Here is an 18,502-nt window from a genome sequence, read left to right as displayed (position 1 = left end):
GATGCAAATATATAAATTATTTACCCAATAAATAAAGTGTAAATAATTAAAATTTAACCAAATAAAGCTATTATTTTTGAATTTAACGGCAAAACATATGGATTTTCAAGGGGTCATCGTGCATTGGTACAAAGAAAATAAAAGGGATTTGCCCTGGAGAAAAACGAAGGATCCGTACCGTATTTGGCTGTCCGAGATTATGTTACAGCAAACCCGGGTAGAACAGGGATTGCCATATTACCAGAAATTTACAGCCGCATATCCAACGGTTTTCGACCTGGCCAAAGCCCAAGAAGAAGAAGTGTTAAAATTATGGCAGGGGTTGGGCTATTATTCCCGTGCACGAAATCTACACACGACTGCCCAAGAAATTGCGTATAATTATAAGGGAACTTTCCCTAATGGTTATGATGCACTAAAAAAACTAAAAGGCGTTGGCGATTATACGGCCAGTGCCATTGCTTCCATATGCTTTAACAGACCCACGCCCGTTGTAGACGGAAATGTTTACAGGGTTTTGGCCCGGTATTTTGGCATAGCTATTCCTATAAATTCTACAGAAGGGATAAAATATTTCAAGGCACTGGCCAAAGAACTTATATTAAAAGATCAACCCGGCGACTATAACCAGGCAATTATGGAGTTTGGCGCCCGCCAATGCAAACCGCAGTCGCCAAACTGTAAGCTTTGTAACCTTCAAAATAGTTGCGTGGCTTTTGCCGAAGGAAAAATGGGGGAATTGCCCGTAAAACTGAAAAAGACAAAAGTTAAAAAAAGATATTTCAATTATTTGATTATTACAGATAATGAAAAAACAATCCTTCAACAAAGAAAAAACAAAGACATCTGGCAAAACCTGTATGAATTTCCTTTAATAGAAACTTCAAAAGAAGTAGAAATAGAACATATAGCCGGGCATGATACCTTTTTAAAACTGATACATGGAAATGCTTATAACATACGGCTGTTCAACGAGGAGCTCAAAGTTCATAAATTATCGCATCAGCATATATATACTCGATTTTGGATTGTAACTTTGCACGGCAAATTAAAATCGGGCACTGTAATAGAAAAAGTTAAAGATTACCCCGTGCCTGTATTGATTGCCAATTTTGTTGAAGATTTTGGTTTTTAGATTTAGTTATTTTTAATACATTTATAATTGCATTGAACGGTTGGCAAGGTTTAAAATAAAACCACAACCTTAAAAGTGCTGAAAATAAAATAGAACAGATAAAAAATTGATAAATGAGTGGAACGTTAAATAAAGTAATGCTAATAGGTCACCTTGGGGACGACGTGAAGATGAATTATTTTGAAGGGGGTAACTGCATTGGGCGTTTTCCGCTGGCTACCAATGAATCGTATACAAACAGACAAACGGGAGAACGTGTTACCAATACCGAATGGCACAATATAGTTGTAAGGAACAAAGCGGCCGAAGTCTGCGAAAAATATTTAAGCAAAGGAGATAAGGTATATGTGGAAGGACGTTTAAAAACACGGCAATGGCAGGGCGATGACGGGAACATGCGCTATACCACCGAGGTACAGGTAACCGACTTTACGTTTTTAACCAATAAGGCAGACTCCCAAGGAGGCACGTCGCAACCGTCTTCGGGCCAAAACCAAGGGCCTGTGAGCAACCAGCAATCTTCCCCTCAATCGCAACAACAGCAATCGCCCGCTTCTTACGAAGATGAGGACGACGATTTACCATTTTAACCAAGTTTAACTAAAATACCATACTTTGGACCCGGAGCCCTCGAGTTTTATTTTAATCTTATTATTTATAGATACAGCTTCAATTATTAAATTGATAGTTTTATTTACATTGTTAGTATGTTCTGCACTTATTTCGGGGGCAGAGGTGGCTTTTTTCTCACTTTCGCAAACAGATGTCAACGAAATAAACGAATCACGCACATCCATAGGGAGCATTATTGTAAAATTGCTGGACCGCCCTAAAAAGTTATTGGCAACCATATTGGTAGCCAATAATTTTATAAACATTGCCATTGTACTGCTTTTTACTTCGCTCGGAAATTTTTTCTTTGGCTCCATAGATGGTTATGTTTTAGGAATTATCCCGATCAGGTTTATCCTTGAAGTAGTTGTGGTAACTTTTTTAATTTTACTTTTTGGAGAAATACTTCCAAAAATATATGCAAGCAGGAACAGGATGAAATTTGCACATTTTATGGCATATCCCTTAAATGTCCTGGATACGGTATTTTATCCACTAAGCATGCCAATGCGTTCCACAACCTTATTCTTACAGGAAAGGCTGGGAAAACAGCGAAGTAATATATCCGTAGACCAGTTATCGCATGCTTTGGAGCTTACCTCGGAAGAAGATACGACCGTTGAGGAACAAAAGATATTACAGGGAATTGTTTCTTTTGGAAATACCGATACACGGCAGGTAATGCAGCCCCGTATTGATGTTTTTGCCCTGAACGAAGAAATGAAGTTTCAGGAAGTGGTGAGCGAAATTGTTAAGAACGGATATTCCAGAATCCCGGTCTTTAAAGAAAATATGGACAATGTAACGGGCGTATTATATGTAAAAGACTTATTGCCCTACCTGGACAGGAAAAATTTTGATTGGCCCACCTTAAAAAGGGATCCGTATTTTGTTCCGGAGAATAAAAAGCTGGACGACCTCTTAAAAGAATTTCAGGAGAAAAAAAACCATTTGGCCATTGTAGTAGACGAATATGGCGGAACATCCGGATTGGTTACCCTTGAAGATATAATTGAAGAAATTGTTGGCGATATAAGCGATGAATTTGATGATGAAGACTTGGTATATTCAAAATTGGACAACAACAACTTTGTGTTTGAAGGAAAAACAGCACTTAAGGATTTTTACCGGGTTATAGAACTGGAAAACGAGATGCCTTTTGAAGAAAATAAAGGAGAATCCGAAACCATTGCAGGCTTTGTTTTGGAGATAGCCGGAAGTTTTCCAAAAAAAGGCGAGAAAATAACTTTTAATAATGTTACGTTTGTAATAGAAGCGTTAGACAAAAAACGTATCAAACAAATTAAAGTTACAGTTAATTGAGCAGAATAGTCCTTGCATTTATAAGCGTTTTTTTATTTTTTTCCTGTGGAAATGACCCCGTTCCAAAGCCAAAAGGACTTTTGCGACTGGAGTATAAGTCCCCGGAATACACTGCCTTGTCTACCCAATGCCCATATGTTTTTTATAAAAACACTGCCGCAGAAGCTTCCATAAAGCCTGATTGCTCCATGAACCTGGATTATTCCCAGATGAATGCCCACATTTTTATTACCTATAAACCAATTAACAACAATATTGATAAACTATTAAGGGATGCCCAAAAATTAACATACGAGCACGTTGCAAAGGCCGATAATATTCAAGAACAGCCTTTTGTAAACCCAGATAATAAAGTATATGGAATGTTTTATTTGGTGGCTGGGAACGCCGCATCTGCTTCGCAGTTTTATGTAACCGACAGCACTTCTCATTTTTTAACGGGTTCATTATATTTTAATGTTAAGCCCAATTACGACTCTGTACTTCCCGCTGCCAAATACTTAGAAGAAGACATACGGAAGATCATGGAGACCATTCGGTGGAAATAAAGATTTTACCTAAAAAAGAATAAAATTACTACTGCACATAAAAGTACAAGATATGTATAAGGTCTAAATCTAGCCAATGGTATAAAAGGCCATAGAAAGTGGCGGTGATAATTAATAGGCTAATGGGGCGAAGATAGCGGACTGTTTTGCCTTGAATAAATTCCCGGATAAATGTTCGGGGCGTGAAAATAATTGTATTAGAGTATACAAAATACCAGTAAAATCAATAGGACATTCTATTTTTAATGCTTGACTAATTAAAATTTCAGGAGTTGAATATGTGCTATAGGCTGCTACTGAAGTGATTAATAAAGGAACTTTTAGTTTTGGAAACGAATCTTCTACCTATAAATAGAAGGAAAAAAGTAAAGACCGTAACAAGAGTGAAACTAAAGGAACAAATGTATCTTCTTCAAGCTTTTCTAATGATAAGGGGGGAATATTTATGCCGATAATCGCAAATCTTTTGGTCACGGTTGGAAGTAAATATGAAAAGTGATGATAAAAGATGGTGTTCTCTTTATTGAAAACACCATCTTGGTATTTTTTTAATTTTCACCTAAAAGGACTTCGGCATTTTTTATGCTTGTGTCGATTTGTTCTTTTAAGCCCTCTACTTCTTTTTCTTCTTCATTTAGCAATTCTTTTTTCTCCGGGGTGAGCTCTTTTCTTTTTAAAATTTCCTCATGGTCGAATTTTGTGCCAAAATCCTGCATCCAGTCCATCATGGACTTATGCGCTGCTTGTAGGTCCTTTTTTGCGGCTTCATATTTCATCCCTGTTTCTGTGGTGTCTGCCTTTTCATTCAGTTCGGCCACAAGTTTGGTTAATGTATTCATCTTGGGCATTAAACTGTCGTGCACGGCCATGACTTTTTCCATTTGCGTTGGTCCTTGGTCTTTTTTGGGCGTTTGCTTACATGCGGTTGCTGATAAAAAAACAATAGATAGTATGAGAATTAAATTTTTCATTATAACTTAAATTTAAATGAGCGTTGTTTTCTTCTTCCGAAGAAACTCAAAAATACAGATTAATATAACACTAATGCCAAACAAGGGCAAGATTATACCCAAAATGCATATAATTAAAACAATGCCCTTTCCCGTTTTATACGAAATGGGGACTTTGGGGGTGCCCCAATTGCCTTTACGCTTTCTCGATATATAAGAAACAATGGCTGATAAGCTCATTAAGAACAACATGCTCCCAGCAAAAACCATAATGAGGAAGTTCCATTTACCAAACTGTCCTTGATGAAACGCCATTACCCACATACGTGCCCGCATTAAAATACCCACATCTTCCCAGTCGTATTTTAAAACTTGCTTGCCGGTATAGGGATTGAAGTGATATTTTTTTTGTTGGTTTAAATCTGAATAATTGGTATTGGAAATACTAAACACTCCCTTTTTTCCTTTGGGAAATTCAATAGTAATTTCCCCTGGAAGGTTTAACAATTTTGCCGATTGGACAATATGGTCTAAAGAAACCATTTTTGTGTTAGAAGGGTTTTCTTCTATATTGAATTGGTTCCATGTGTCGGGATAACCTGTGTTCGTGATTTTTTGCACCCATTTAAAACTAGCTCCAAAAACATCCGTCCATGGTAATCCTCCGGCTAGGATTAAAAGGAACAAAGCCGATAGCCAAAATCCGGTAATGGCATGAAAATCTCTAAAAAAAGTACGTCTGCCCATTTTTGTCCTGGGTATAAAATATCCTTTTAGGCTCCATTTTTTTTCCGGCCACCAAACGTACAGTCCCGTAATAATAAGTACCACCATCCAACAGGCAACAAGCTCTACTATTTTGGTGCCGTATTTGCCCATTAACAGTTCGCCGTGCAGTTTTCTAACTTTGAACATAAATGACTGCTGAGGAAGGATTTGCCCCGAAACCTCTCCTTTGTACGGATTTACAAACAAACTGGTAGCACCGCCAAACATGCCCGATACAAACTCGGTAGCCCGATCTGCCTTTGAAGGAACAATCATGGAATTGGGCTTTTTTATCGCATTTGCTTTGGCAATTTCCCATTGTTGTTGGTAGGTAATAGGAGCATCTTTTGCCACAACTTCTTTTATGGGTTTATAGATGGGCGCTTCGTATTGGGCCTTAAACAAGTATATGACACCGGTTATGGATAAAATAAGTATAAAAGGCAACGATAGTAATCCGGCAATAAAATGCCATTTCCAGAGCCATTTGTTTAGGTTTTTATTTTTTTTCATTGTTTAGAAATTAAATCGGATGCCTGCATGGAATGCCCTTGGGTTTCCTATGGAGTAATTGTTTTCTTTTGTGTATATATTATATGAAACCCTTGTAGCATATAAGGTGTCAAAAATATTAAGTGCCTGTGCCCAAACTTCAAATTGTTTTAACCTGTAGCTTGCTCTTAAATTGAAAACATTATAACCTCCGTAAGTAGCCGTAGAGAACGTTCCGTCGCCATTATCTATTTGCCCTTCAAAGCTGGTATTGTATTTTTCCACCATTTCGTATTCCACCCCAAAATTAAAATTATCGATAAATGTTGGTTGGTAATTTACCTGAGCGTTCCCAAGTAAATTAGGCGCAATGTCTTGGTCGGTGCCCGAATAATCTATGCCCCCTTCATAAAAAGTGACATATCGGTGTTTGGCATAGCTGCCGTTGTAAGCAATGCTCAATTCTGGAACGGGTTTAAATGTAACTCCATACTCTATTCCATAAGACCTTGTTTTCCCGGCGTTGGCATTGTAATATTCATCAGTGTCATTTCTCAATGTTACCAAGGTATTTTTTCCGTCCAGAATGTATAGTGCAGCATCGAGTTTCCATTTTTCAGAAACAAAATAACCCCCGGCTTCATAATTGTTGTAATTGCTGGGTTTGAGATTGAAAACGTCGCCGTTTACACCTACATAACTATTTCTGTATAGGGTAGAGGTTTCGGGCGGCGTAAATCCGTTCGAATAGTTTACATACAGTCCCGACCTATTGCTAAGATTGTAGTTAAAGCCTATTTTTGGCGCCCAGTTTTCGTATTGGTTATTAGAATCTTTCGGGCCTGCTTTTCCATCCAGTAGGTTGTTGTAATGATATTCAAAATGGTCGTAACGGAGCGCGGCCGTAATTTTAAAGTTTTCAAAGGGAGTTATTTCATATTGAAGGTATCCGGCCGTATTTAAAATGTCTGCATCATAGTTTAATATGTAATCTCCGTTGTTTAATCGATATCCTGTATTTATTCCCGTAAGGGGGTCTACATAAACATCAATGGTTTCCGCGTTGTAGGTTTGTGGTGAAAAATCCACTGATGCCCCTGCAATAAGCGATGAATTTAAAAAGTTAAAAGAAGTTTTATGCTGAAGCAGGCCTACGAAACTGTTAAATTTATTGGTGTTGCTTTCACCAGACCCATAACCGGTAAGCTGCCCGTTTTCCCGAAACTGACGAATTCGGTACGACGGAATCTGGTCCATCTCATTATTTCTGAAAACAAAATTGAAAGACGTTTTGTTGTTGGGGTTCCATATTTTATCAACCGTGGTCCTATACCTAAAGGCTTTTGCAACACGCTCGGTAAAGGTTTGGTCGCTTTCGTAATTCCCGGCCTTATAATCTTCTTCGGAGAGTGCCCCGGTCATATCAGACCTGTAATCAATCATATCAAAAACCTGTATCCATGTAATTGAAGGATTAACATGATAAACAGTTTTAAAGGTAACGGCAAATTTTTCGTAATCGCTATGCTGAATGGGGCCATTGTTGCGTTGCACATATTGGGTGCCCAGATAAAAGCCAAATTTGTTATTGGTGTAATTTGAAGCTTCAAAATCGTACTTGGTAAGCCCCAGATCATTCGCTTGAAAGCCGAGGCTCCCGTGAAGTTCTTCGGTGGGGTTTTTTGTAATAAAATTAAAACTGCCGCCAATGGCTTCGCTCCCGTAAATACTGGAAGCAGGGCCTTTTAAAACTTCAACCCTTCCAAAAGTAACATCGTTCATTTCCAAGAGGGCATTGTGGTTAAATACGGCCGTTGGCCGGATGGGCAACCCGTCTTCCAGATACAAAAACAACGATTTTGTAGAGATAGGAGACCGTACCGCCATCATATGCTGCTCGTTGCTCGACGCTTTGGAGGTCGACATGTATACCCCCGGGGCTTGGTTTACCAACTGTTCGATGCCAAAAGGCTTGGTTTGTTCAATGTTTTTGGCGCTTATTACCGAGATTGCACCAGGGACTTCAGAGCGTTTTTGTTCTTCCCTGCTTGCCGAGATTATAATTTCGGAAAGGTTTTCGGTGTTTTCATTAAGCGTTAGTGCATTAAAACGTGGTTCAAGCCGTATCTTTTTTTCGGTAAAGCCTATGTACCGCAAAATAACTTCCGGGTTTTGTAATGAGATGCTAAAATTTCCGGAGGCATCGGTCGAAACGCCTTTGTTTGCATTTGTTGCCGATAAAATTGTTACTCCCACCAAAGGATTCTGTTGCGAGTCGGTTACTTGCCCTTTATATTCAGTTTGGGCATTAAGCGAGTAGCCTGCCCAAAAAAGGAAGGCTGTTATAATTATATGTTTCATTGTTTGTTTTCTTGTCTTATAAAGAATATTGGAGTCCGAATGTTAAGGTTTCCTGGTTTTTAAGTTGAATGCCGTTCATGTTCTGATAAATGGGCAAAGTGGCTTCAAATCCAAAGCGCACATCTTTCAAGCTTCCTTTAAATGCGTAAAGGTTAAAGCCCAACCCGGCTTCGGCATATGTTTTGCCACTGTTGGCGGTGTCTGCGGTGACCACCATCATGGGGTTGAGGTCTGGATTGGCACCGTGAATTTTTTCAACAGCGGCCCATTTTACCCTTCCGGAGAAGCTTAGCCAACTGTTTACGGGAACCGCCATCCAGTTGTTAATGCTATATTCGTTTCCTAAAAGGTAATCGTTGCTGTTTTCCCCTGTTCGGAAAATTCCCATAAGTTGAGATCCAAACGATAGCTTATCCCATTCTTTTAAATAGGTAAGCCCCAGATTGGCATCGAGGGTCCCGCTACCTATTTGCATGGGATAAGGGAGTATTGTTTTGTTTGGTGCCGACATGGGGGTAACATCTTCTTGGTTGATGCTTCCCGTTGGAAACGAAAAACCTACTTGGGCATGTAGCTTTTGTCTGTTTTTATTGAAGAAAGTGTACAATACCGAAATTTTTAAATCGCCAAAACCAGAAGATGCTGTGTTAAACTCGTTGCCCATCCTGTTTTGAAGCTCCATTTCTTGCGATTGGTAATTGGCCATGGCCATGAGTGTTATTTTATTGCTTGGCGCATACATAATGCCCAGCATGTGCATGTTCATGGGCATATTTTTGGGTGTTACCATATATTGGGAAAGGGCATCTTGCATGGATGCTTCGCTACTGCCTTGATGGAGGTCTTTCATGTTCATGTGCATATAGCGATAGGAAAACATCCAATCGCCTTTGCTGTGGGTATGGTCACCCATAACGGAGATTGGCGCATGCCCGTCGGGCCTGTCGGAAGTCCATAAACCGGTTTCTTCTTGTGCTTGAATTATTGTGGTTGCCATACATAAAATGGCAAGAATATGTAGTTTCATGTGTTTATAATTATTTTCTTAATGCTAAATAAATGCTTCGATGGCTTTATTAAACCCTCGTTTTTATATGGCTAAAATGGTTTTTGATGGGTGTTACCTTTTCCTGCGTTAGGGATTGCAGCGGCATCCTTTTTTTAAAATTGTCCTTCGACATGCTCAGGATGACAATTTTAAAAAAAAATATAGTGGAAAGCCCGGTGCCAAAAATTTTTAGCACATAACGGATTGGTATATGTTATCAAGAAAATATGGGAGGATGGAACAACTGGTAATTTGGTTGAAAATTGTACAGATTGTTGTAAAAAGAATGGTCGGCCTTGGGTGAAGCCGGCTCGTTTATTTTTTTTATTGATAAAAAACTTACAAAACCAATGGGATATTCCCTTAAATCGATTGGGGGGAGGTTTTGCTTTTTACTGCTGTTTTGTTCTTCCAGCATTTGCATAAGGTAACATTTCCCGTTACAATGCATTTCGGGTTTGTCCTTATTGATACACAAGTATTCTGCAATGTAGTCTTGGTTTATTACATAGTCGAAAACTGGCAATACCGGTTTGAGCATGGCAAGCATGTATAAAAAGGTAAATAATATGGGATAGATTTTAAGCAAACCGTATCGATATTTGTTATAAACCGATTGCAAAAATATATAAAAAGGAAGGAGTTTTTGACTTAAAAAGCACAATTTTGCAGCTTAAATGTCAATTTTTATGATGAACGACCAAAAAAAATGGATTTACCTTATTGTTTTATCGCTAATTTGGGGGAGTTCATATATTTTGATAAAGAAAGGCTTAGTTGGGTTAACGCCCATACAGCTTGGCTCTGTCAGGATAATTTTTTCTACCGTATTCTTGTTCCTCATTGGGTTTAGATCGGTTTTAAAAATAAAAAGACAAGAATGGAAATGGGTGGCGGTATCGGCTTTGTGCGGTACTTTTGTGCCTGTTTTTTTATTTTCTTTTGCCGAAACGGAGATTGATAGTAGCATTGCCTCCATACTCAATTCTTTGGTGCCGCTTTTTACCATTTTTATTGGTTTTGCAGTGTTTAAGGTAAACTTTAGCAAAAATCAGGTTATAGGTGTTATAATAGGCTTATTGGGTGCCGTGGTTTTAATTTTTCAAGGGGCAAATGTAAATCCGGACCAAAATTACTTTTTTGCGCTCCTGGTGGTCGTTGCTGCCATTTGCTATGCAATTAATGCCAATATTGTTAAGTCTAAACTACAGGAGGTATCCCCCATGGCTATTGCCGTTGGCAACTTTGCCGTTATGGTGGTCCCAGCAATTCTGGTGTTGAGTTTTTCAGGTGTATTTAATGAAAGTACATACGAAAACAAAGAATTTCAAACCTCTTTGGGATACATTGCCGTGTTGGCAGTTTTTGGCACCGGGCTAGCCAAAATTCTTTTTAATAAATTGATACAAATCTCGAACGCAGTTTTTTCTACTTCGGTTACCTATTTAATTCCCGTTGTCGGGATTTTCTGGGGTGTTTTGGATGGAGAGAAGTTTACCGTAATACATTTGCTAGCTTCGGGGATTATCCTTTTGGGCGTTTATATTGTAAATAGAAACAGAAAGAAGAAATAACAAGGGTGAATTTTAGGGGAAATACGGTGCTTGTATTTGATGGAATGAGTGCGTTGGTTTTTAAAATTAGAACAACTTTAACGCAGCGAAATATATTTTTTCGTAACTTAATATCGTTAATTCCAAATACATAGCTCATGAAACCTGATAAATTATATTTAAGATACGGACTTTTTATAGCTGTTGGCCTAATTGCCTATTTTTTAATTTTGAAACTAATAGGGTGGCATCAATACATATGGTTGCGTTTGTTTAACGGGGCCATTGTTGCTTATGGAATATATGCGGTAATACGCTTAAGGAGAATTCTGGAAGGCGATACCTTTGATTATTACAAGGGGTTTAAAACGGGTATTATGGCGGGTTTTCTGGCAACGCTTGTCTTTACGTTTTTCATGGCAATTTACATGTATCATATAGACCCCAACTTTCCGGGAACCATTATGGACAGTTGGATAAAAGACTACAATCAAGGGCCCGGAATATTAATATTTATATTGTTGATCGAGGGTTTTGCATCGACCGTAGTGCTTACTTTGGCATTTATGCAAAAATTTAAACCCAGCTGGAACACAAAAAAAACTATTCAAAAGGCATAAAAACATTTGTTCTTTAATGATTTAGCAGTATATTTGCACCCGCTTAATTTAATTAGGCCAAGTTTATATTAGTTAAATTTATTAATTATTACGCTATGTACGCAATCGTAGAGATAGCAGGGCAGCAGTTTAAAGTTGCGAAAGACCAAAAAGTGTTTGTACATCGTTTAGCTTCAGAAGAAGGAGATAAAGTATCGTTTGACAACGTGCTTTTACTTGATGACGAAGGTACGGTTACTATTGGCGCCCCGGCTATAGACGGAGCTTCTGTTGAAGCAAAAGTCGTTAAGCACCTAAAAGGTGATAAAGTAATTGTTTTCAAAAAGAAAAGACGTAAAGGTTACCGTAAGAAAAACGGGCACAGACAATCTTTAACAGAAATCATTATTGAAAGCATTGTGGCATCTGGAGCTACTAAAAAAGCCGCTCCTAAGAAAAAAGCCGAACCAAAAGCTACTGCTAAGAAAGCTGAGCCAAAAGCCACAGCTAAAAAAGAAGAAGCCAAGCCGGCCAAAAAAGCTGCGCCAAAAGCTAAAAAGGAAGCAGAAGTAAGTGAGAATTTAGTTACACGTGCCGAGCACCGTGCAGAAGACGCTCACATAGAGATCAATGTTGATAAACTTCTTCACAGCATAGGTACTGCAACTAAAGCCGATGCAGACGACCTTAAGCAAATTAATGGTATTGGGCCAGCTTACGAAAAGAAATTGAACGAAGTAGGCGTTTATACGTGGACGCAAATAAGCAAGCTAAAAGCCGCAGACCGCGATGAACTTTCTGCTATTGACGGGATTACCCGTGAAAAAATTGAGTCAGAAGAGTGGGTTAAGCAGGCAAAAGAATTGCTTAAAAACAAATAAACAGAATTATTAATTTTCAAAAGATATAAGCCATGGCACACAAAAAAGGTGTTGGTAGTTCCAAGAACGGTAGAGAATCAGAATCGAAACGCTTAGGTGTTAAGATATTTGGTGGTCAAGCCGCTATTGCCGGAAATATCATCGTAAGACAAAGAGGTACCGCGCATAATCCTGGAGAAAATGTATATATGGGGAAAGACCATACATTACATGCCAAGGTAGACGGTGTTGTTAAGTTTGAAAAGAAAAGAAATAATAAATCGTACGTATCCATAGAGCCTTTTGAAGCTTAAGATTGTACAGTTTTTCTTTTAAAATATTTAAAAGCCCTTCCTCGACCAAGGAAGGGCTTTTTTGTGTTCATTATTTAACAACTTTTTCTTAACACTGTGGTAATCTTTTGGTCTTTTTGGGCGTGTACTTTGTAGAATTTTATAAAAGTAAGCTGCATGAAAAACATCAACTATATAGAAAAGACCTTATTTTTTATTTTATTTATTCCCGCCACACTTTTGAACGCCCAGCATTTAACAACCGATTCCTTGCTTTCCAAGCAAGTGAATTCGAGATATCTTGAATTAAAACATGCATTGGAATCTGCCAGGGCAAGCGAGAATGACAGCTTAATTGCCAACTCCTATTTACAATTTGCCCATTTTTATAAAAAAACAGGCGCGATCAACGAAGCCTTGGCCAATTATCAACAAGCCGAAAAATATAAGCCACACATTAAAGATACTGCCTTGGTTGATTTATACCTTCAAATGGGAAAAATCCATTTCTCAGTAAAGCATTACCAAACGGCCAGCAAACAGTTTTTAAAGGCACTGCAACTTTCCAAAACCATTGAGTATATAAAAGGAAGGGCGATGGCAAATGGTTACGTGGGAAGTTGTTTTGAAAAACTGTCCAATTACAAAGATGCACTTAAATATCAAAAAACAAGTTTGGAATTGTTTGAACAGATAGAAGATAGTTTAGGGCTTGCATTGGTGAATGAAAACATTGGGAGTATTTATGAGGATAAAGAACAGTATAAGGTGGCCTATCAGTATTTTAAAAGAGCATTGGATTATATGGAGCGGCAAGATGGCCAATTTGACCGGAAGCTAAATATCATTAACAACATGGGGGATGTCAATAGAAAAAAAGAAAATTACAAAGAGGCATTAATGTATACCCTAAAGGCAAAAAACCTAGCGGAAAAAAGCCATAATTACCATCAACTGGAGAGTGCTTATAAAGACCTGTCCAAAACCTATGGGCTGCTCAACGATTTTGAACAGGCATATATAAACTTGGGTATTTCAGATTCTATTAACGAAACTATTATACGCTTGCAGAACGTACAACAAATAAACGCGCTTCAGGCTTTGTACGATGCCAATAGCAAAGAGGCCAAAATAGATTTATTGACAAAGGAAAACGAGGTAAACAAGGCTCAGGAACGGTTAATGCTAATTTTTATCATTGCTTTGCTGGGATTAATATTTGGTGTGTATGTGTATTTAAAAAAGCGTAAACAGCACGAGCTGAACATAGAAAAGTACAAACAACAGGCCTTGGAGGCTAATTTGGAAAAAAAGAAGCTTATAGAGGAAAACTTGCAGCGGGAAATAGAATTAAAAACATCTTCATTGTCCAAATATAGCCTTAATCTTGCGCAGAAAAATAGGACATTATCGCAAGTGGCACATACGCTTACCAATATAAAAGGAAGGAAGAAAATAGATGTTGATGCTAAACTAAACGAAATTGTATTGGTTATAAACGAAGATCTTTCAGAAAAACAGGAATGGAACCAGTTTATGGATTATTTTGAGCAGATACATCCTAGTTTCTTTAAAAACCTAAGGTACCGTACCGAAGAAGAGCTATCCATAACCGAACTACGGCTGTGCATGCTTTTACGGCTCGGGCTTTCGTCAAAAGAGATTGCTTCAATATTACGGGTAACACCAGATAGTATACGAGTGGCCAGATACCGCCTTAGAAAAAAACTATCCATTAACCAAGGGGACAAATTAACAAGGTTTTTACAGCAGCTATAAACCAATCCTATGTTTCTTAAACCCATTATTAACTCAATGTTAATTAAATATAAATGTTGCCTTTCCATAGCATTGTCATACGCGGTTTCATTACATTTTGTTCTCATCAATTTTATACGCTTAAGTACCGTAAAATATAGCTTTGTTAAAAACAACAAACCTAATTTTATGAACGCAACTAAACTCATATTGGCAATACTATTTGTTGCCTTTTTTACAAACATGGCCACTGCCCAAAATGGGCAAATACAAGGAACAATTGCCGATGAAAACGGTATTTATGTACCCGGGGCCACGGTTTTGTTAGAAGATTTGGACGAAGGTGTGGTGTCGGGTATTGATGGAAAATTCACCTTTTTGTCAATTCCGGAAGGAACCCACGAATTATTGATTAAGTACCTTGGTTTTGCCGATACTAAACAAACCCTGACCGTACAAGCTGGCAAAACAACTTCAATTTCAATAACGCTTGCTTTAAAGAGCTTGGAACTGGAAAGCGTAGAAGTTTCGGCATATACATTGAGTGGGCAGGCACGGGCATTGAACACTCAAAAAAACAATACAAATATTACAAATGTTGTATCTACCGACCAAATAGGCAAATTTCCCGATGCCAATATTGGAGATGCCGTAAAGCGCATTCCAGGGATTACGATGCAGGTAGATCAGGGGGAGGCCCGCAATATTATAGTTAGGGGGTTATCGCCACAGTTAAATTCGGTTACCTTAAACGGAAGCCGCATCCCGTCGGCCGAAGGCGATAACAGGAACGTGCAAATGGACTTAATCCCTTCAGATATGATCCAGAGCATTGAAGTAAGCAAGGCCGTTACGCCCGATATGGACGGGGATGCACTTGGTGGATCGGTAAATTTGGTAACAAGAACGGCTCCTCAAGGCTTTAGGGTTTCGGCAACTGCCGGATCGGGAATTAATTTTATCAACAATAAACGTATCTGGACAGGATCTTTTTTGGTTGGCGACAGGACCAACGACGGTAAATTTGGCTGGATGTTGTCTGCCTCTGTAAACGATAACGATTTTGGTTCGGACGATGTGGAGGCAGAATGGAGCAATGAATTTGAATACAATACCGGAAACCAAGATAGCGAAGGGGAAGATATTATAGAAGAAATGGAAGTAAACCCATACAATAGTGTTTATGAAATGCGGACATATCTGGTGCAGCGTATCCGTAGGAGTTTTTCTGCCAATTTTGATTATAAATTGGATGCAGATAACAGCATATACTTAAAAACCATGTACAACTGGAGAGACGACCGCGAAAACAGGTTGGCATACAGCAATGAAATTTTAGATGGTGAAGATATTGTGGCAGGAGATTTTACCATTGATGCAAATAATAACTTGATTAGTTTTCCAGTTGAAGCCAAGCGCGAAACCAAAGGAGGGATTTCCAGCGGAAGGAACGATAATGCCCGTTTGGAAGATCAGCGTATGCAAAATTATAGCATTGGCGGGGATCATTTATTCGGAAGCATGAAATTCGACTGGATGGCTTCTTACGCCAATGCTTCCGAAGATCGTGAGCATGAAAGGTACATAACGTATGCAACCGATTTTGGCATCAATAGAAACCTCGACACGAAAAAACCGTTATTCACCCCTCAAAATATAGATGACAACGACTTGAATAATTACGAGTTTGACGAGCTTACCGAAGAAAATCAATATACAGAAGAAGAAGATATAAATGCTTTTTTAAATTTCGAGTTGCCATTAAATTTTTTTAACGACAATGGGCTGCTCAAGTTTGGTGCCCGTACCCGGTTGAAAACAAAAAACCGCGACAATAACTTTTTTGAATATACTCCTTTATCCTCTCAATTCGATACCATGGACTTGGTGCAGACCAAAGATTATACAGATCCAAATTATCTGGCCGGAAGTCAGTATCAGGCAGGATATTATGTAACTCCAGAATTTTTGGGGAGTCTAGATTTAGAAGATCAAAATCAATTCGAGCAGGAATCTGTGCCCGATGAATTTTTAAGGGCCAATTTTAATGTAGACGAAGATGTTTATGCAGGTTATGTAATGACTACACAAAACATTACCGATAAGTTAAGCGTGCTTGCGGGTGTGCGTATCGAGAATACGCAAATTACGGCTACTGGAAACAGTATTATAGACGAAGAAGACCTTATTGGTGAGATAACCAAAGAAAGCTCTTATACCAATGTATTGCCCGGCCTGCATTTTAAATATAATTTTTCGGACCAAACGCTGTTGCGCCTGGCATGGACAAATACTTTGGCAAGGCCCAATTATGTAGATCTTGTTCCCTATATAGACGTGGTTACCGAAGATGAGGAGATTTATTTGGGGAATGCCAACTTGGACCCCACGACCTCGATGAATTTCGATATAATGGCAGAGCACTATTTTAAATCGGTCGGGATTATTTCAGGAGGGCTTTTTTATAAAGATATCGAGAAATTTGTTTATACATCTGTATTCAATGTGCCAGACGATACGTATGGCGACGCTACCAATGGATACGAAGTTTACCAGCCGCAAAACGGAGATAACGCCTCGGTATTTGGAGCGGAGTTTTCTTTTCAACGTCAATTGGATTTTCTTCCCGGATTTGCCAGAAACTTTAATGTTTACCTAAATTATACGTATTTAAAATCGGATGCCAAGGGGATAAAAAACGAAGACGGAGACGAGCGGGACGATTTGGACTTGCCCAATACAGCGCCCAATATATTTAATGGCTCGATTGGGTACAACGACAAAAAATTCAGTATCCGTTTATCTGCAAATTATTCTGATGCTTATATTGACGAAATTGGCGGAAATGCTTTTGAAGACCGTTATTACGACGAGCAATTTTTTCTGGATTTTAATATCAGTTATGCAATTACAAACAATTTGAGGGTTTTTGCCGACCTTAACAACATTACCAATCAACCGTTGCGTTATTATCAAGGAGAAAAAAAAAGGACCATGCAAATGGAATATTATGAAAAGCGCTTGACTTTTGGTTTGAAGTACGATCTTTTTAAAAAGTAAATCATAAAATATAAATTGAAGGAGCAATTCCAAAAGATTTTAATTCCACCAAAATGGAATTGCTTCTTTCCATAAAAAAATAATTCAGAATGAAAAAACTACTTTACCTATATGTTATTTTAGGAGCAGCAATAGGATGCAAAAAGAACGACCTGCCTATTATAACCCCCGATGTAATTACCGAAAAGGTAAAACACGATACCGATGATCCGGCAATCTGGGTAAATAAAAAGGATCCTTCAAAAAGCATTGTCTTTGGTACCGACAAAGATACCGATGGAGCTATTTATGCTTTCGACCTGGAGGGAAAAATTATTGAAAACAAAACAATACGGGACCTTAAACGTCCAAACAATGTGGACATACGCTACGGTTTTAAGCTTAACGACTCGGTAACAACAGATATTTTGGCTTTTACCGAAAGGGAAAAGCAACAAATACGCCTGTTTTCGGTTCCCGACATGAAACCATTGGACAATGGTGGTTTCGATGTTTTTGAAGATGCAACCGCACAAGATCAAAATTTACCCATGGGGATTAGCTTGTACCATTCCCCAGAAGGGAAAATGTATGCCATTGTTGGAAGAAAATCCGGGCCGTTGGACGGGTATCTGTATCAATATGAGTTATTGGCGGACAGTACAGGTGTAAAAACCAAACTGGTAAGGGAATTTGGAGCTTTTAGCGGGAAAAAAGAAATCGAGGCTATTGCTGTGGATGATGAGGAAGGAATAGTATATTATTCGGACGAAGGAAAATGTATTAGAAAGTATTATGCAGACCCATCCAAGGGAAATAAAGAACTGGCTTGTTTTGGCGGGGAGTTTTTTGTTGATGATATTGAAGGTATTGCTGTAGCAAATAACGTACATAGCACCGATTATATTATAGTTTCCAATCAGCAAAAAAATTCTTTCAATATATTTAATAAAAGCACTTTGGAGTTTGTAAAGGAATTGAATTTAACTACAAAAGAAACTGATGGCTGCGAGGTGGTTACAGAACCATTAAATAGCGTTTTTAGAAATGGATTATTTGTAGCTATGAATACTGAAAAGAACTTTTTCTTCTTTGATATAGGTAAATTACTATAAAAAAAACAGGATTTTTTGTAATTTAATTAATATCTTAGGCATACTAAT

Annotated in this window: 17 protein-coding genes; 11 read left to right on the top strand and 6 right to left on the bottom strand. The window is 38.3% G+C overall.

The annotated features are described in order from the left end of the window. Positions 1 to 97: 97 nt before the first annotated feature. The 4 genes from mutY (at position 98) to gldD (ending at position 3,618) form a co-directional block, all read left to right on the top strand. Positions 98 to 1,135, top strand: coding sequence for an A/G-specific adenine glycosylase (mutY, locus tag PSF86_RS09375; protein WP_277900211.1), 1,038 nt, complete (start codon positions 98 to 100; stop codon positions 1,133 to 1,135). A 113-nt stretch (positions 1,136 to 1,248) separates the two neighbouring features. Continuing rightward, entirely contained in the window at positions 1,249 to 1,725 is a 477-nt protein-coding gene (locus tag PSF86_RS09370; RefSeq protein ID WP_277899815.1) for a single-stranded DNA-binding protein, read from the top strand. A 25-nt stretch (positions 1,726 to 1,750) separates the two neighbouring features. Next, positions 1,751 to 3,070, top strand: coding sequence for a gliding motility-associated protein GldE (locus PSF86_RS09365; protein ID WP_277899814.1), 1,320 nt, complete (start codon positions 1,751 to 1,753; stop codon positions 3,068 to 3,070). After that, on the top strand, positions 3,067 to 3,618 hold the full coding sequence (gldD, locus tag PSF86_RS09360) for a gliding motility lipoprotein GldD (RefSeq protein ID WP_277899813.1): 552 nt from the start codon (positions 3,067 to 3,069) through the stop codon (positions 3,616 to 3,618). Before PSF86_RS09365 ends, gldD begins: the two co-directional genes overlap by 4 nt. 28 nt (positions 3,619 to 3,646) lie before the next feature. Here the strand turns inward: gldD and PSF86_RS17860 are convergent, their stop codons facing one another. From PSF86_RS17860 to PSF86_RS09335, 6 genes are all read right to left on the bottom strand, one after another. Then, entirely contained in the window at positions 3,647 to 3,808 is a 162-nt protein-coding gene (locus PSF86_RS17860; protein WP_407933324.1) for a DUF3667 domain-containing protein, read from the bottom strand. 358 nt (positions 3,809 to 4,166) lie between these two features. Then, positions 4,167 to 4,589 carry a hypothetical protein gene (locus PSF86_RS09355; RefSeq protein WP_277899812.1) on the bottom strand — a complete coding sequence of 141 codons (423 nt, stop codon included), beginning with the start codon at positions 4,587 to 4,589 and terminating at the stop codon, positions 4,167 to 4,169. A 12-nt stretch (positions 4,590 to 4,601) separates the two neighbouring features. Then, on the bottom strand, positions 4,602 to 5,849 hold the full coding sequence (locus tag PSF86_RS09350; protein WP_277899811.1) for a PepSY-associated TM helix domain-containing protein: 1,248 nt from the start codon (positions 5,847 to 5,849) through the stop codon (positions 4,602 to 4,604). A 3-nt stretch (positions 5,850 to 5,852) separates the two neighbouring features. Then, entirely contained in the window at positions 5,853 to 8,189 is a 2,337-nt protein-coding gene (locus tag PSF86_RS09345; protein WP_277899810.1) for a TonB-dependent receptor, read from the bottom strand. A 16-nt stretch (positions 8,190 to 8,205) separates the two neighbouring features. Then, positions 8,206 to 9,216 carry a transporter family protein gene (locus PSF86_RS09340; RefSeq protein WP_277899809.1) on the bottom strand — a complete coding sequence of 337 codons (1,011 nt, stop codon included), beginning with the start codon at positions 9,214 to 9,216 and terminating at the stop codon, positions 8,206 to 8,208. Positions 9,217 to 9,454: 238 nt separating this feature from the next. Continuing rightward, positions 9,455 to 9,778 carry a hypothetical protein gene (locus PSF86_RS09335; RefSeq protein WP_277899808.1) on the bottom strand — a complete coding sequence of 108 codons (324 nt, stop codon included), beginning with the start codon at positions 9,776 to 9,778 and terminating at the stop codon, positions 9,455 to 9,457. 148 nt (positions 9,779 to 9,926) lie between these two features. Here PSF86_RS09335 and PSF86_RS09330 point away from each other — a divergent pair, with 148 nt between their 5' ends. The 7 genes from PSF86_RS09330 to PSF86_RS09300 all read left to right on the top strand — a co-directional run bounded on the left by PSF86_RS09330 (position 9,927) and on the right by PSF86_RS09300 (position 18,454). Continuing rightward, on the top strand, positions 9,927 to 10,811 hold the full coding sequence (locus PSF86_RS09330) for a DMT family transporter (RefSeq protein WP_277899807.1): 885 nt from the start codon (positions 9,927 to 9,929) through the stop codon (positions 10,809 to 10,811). Between the two features lie 137 nt (positions 10,812 to 10,948). After that, positions 10,949 to 11,410: a DUF4199 domain-containing protein gene (locus PSF86_RS09325; protein ID WP_277899806.1), complete on the top strand. Its 462-nt coding sequence runs from the start codon at positions 10,949 to 10,951 to the stop codon at positions 11,408 to 11,410. Positions 11,411 to 11,505: 95 nt separating this feature from the next. Beyond that, a complete protein-coding gene (gene rplU, locus PSF86_RS09320; protein ID WP_277899805.1) occupies positions 11,506 to 12,270 on the top strand; it encodes a 50S ribosomal protein L21 in 765 nt (254 codons plus the stop codon). A gap of 32 nt (positions 12,271 to 12,302) precedes the next feature. Further along, positions 12,303 to 12,563: a 50S ribosomal protein L27 gene (gene rpmA / locus PSF86_RS09315; RefSeq protein WP_277899804.1), complete on the top strand. Its 261-nt coding sequence runs from the start codon at positions 12,303 to 12,305 to the stop codon at positions 12,561 to 12,563. Positions 12,564 to 12,719: 156 nt separating this feature from the next. Next, complete coding sequence (locus PSF86_RS09310) at positions 12,720 to 14,321, top strand: tetratricopeptide repeat protein (protein ID WP_277899803.1); 1,602 nt, start codon at positions 12,720 to 12,722, stop codon at positions 14,319 to 14,321. A gap of 168 nt (positions 14,322 to 14,489) precedes the next feature. Further along, entirely contained in the window at positions 14,490 to 17,360 is a 2,871-nt protein-coding gene (locus PSF86_RS09305) for a TonB-dependent receptor (RefSeq protein ID WP_277899802.1), read from the top strand. Between the two features lie 89 nt (positions 17,361 to 17,449). Next, a complete protein-coding gene (locus PSF86_RS09300; RefSeq protein ID WP_277899801.1) occupies positions 17,450 to 18,454 on the top strand; it encodes a phytase in 1,005 nt (334 codons plus the stop codon). Positions 18,455 to 18,502: the final 48 nt, after the last annotated feature.

The sequence above is a fragment of the Galbibacter pacificus genome, from assembly GCF_029603165.1.
Classification (GTDB): Bacteria; Bacteroidota; Bacteroidia; order Flavobacteriales; family Flavobacteriaceae; genus Galbibacter; species Galbibacter pacificus.
This window is presented reverse-complemented; position numbering and strand designations above follow the sequence as displayed.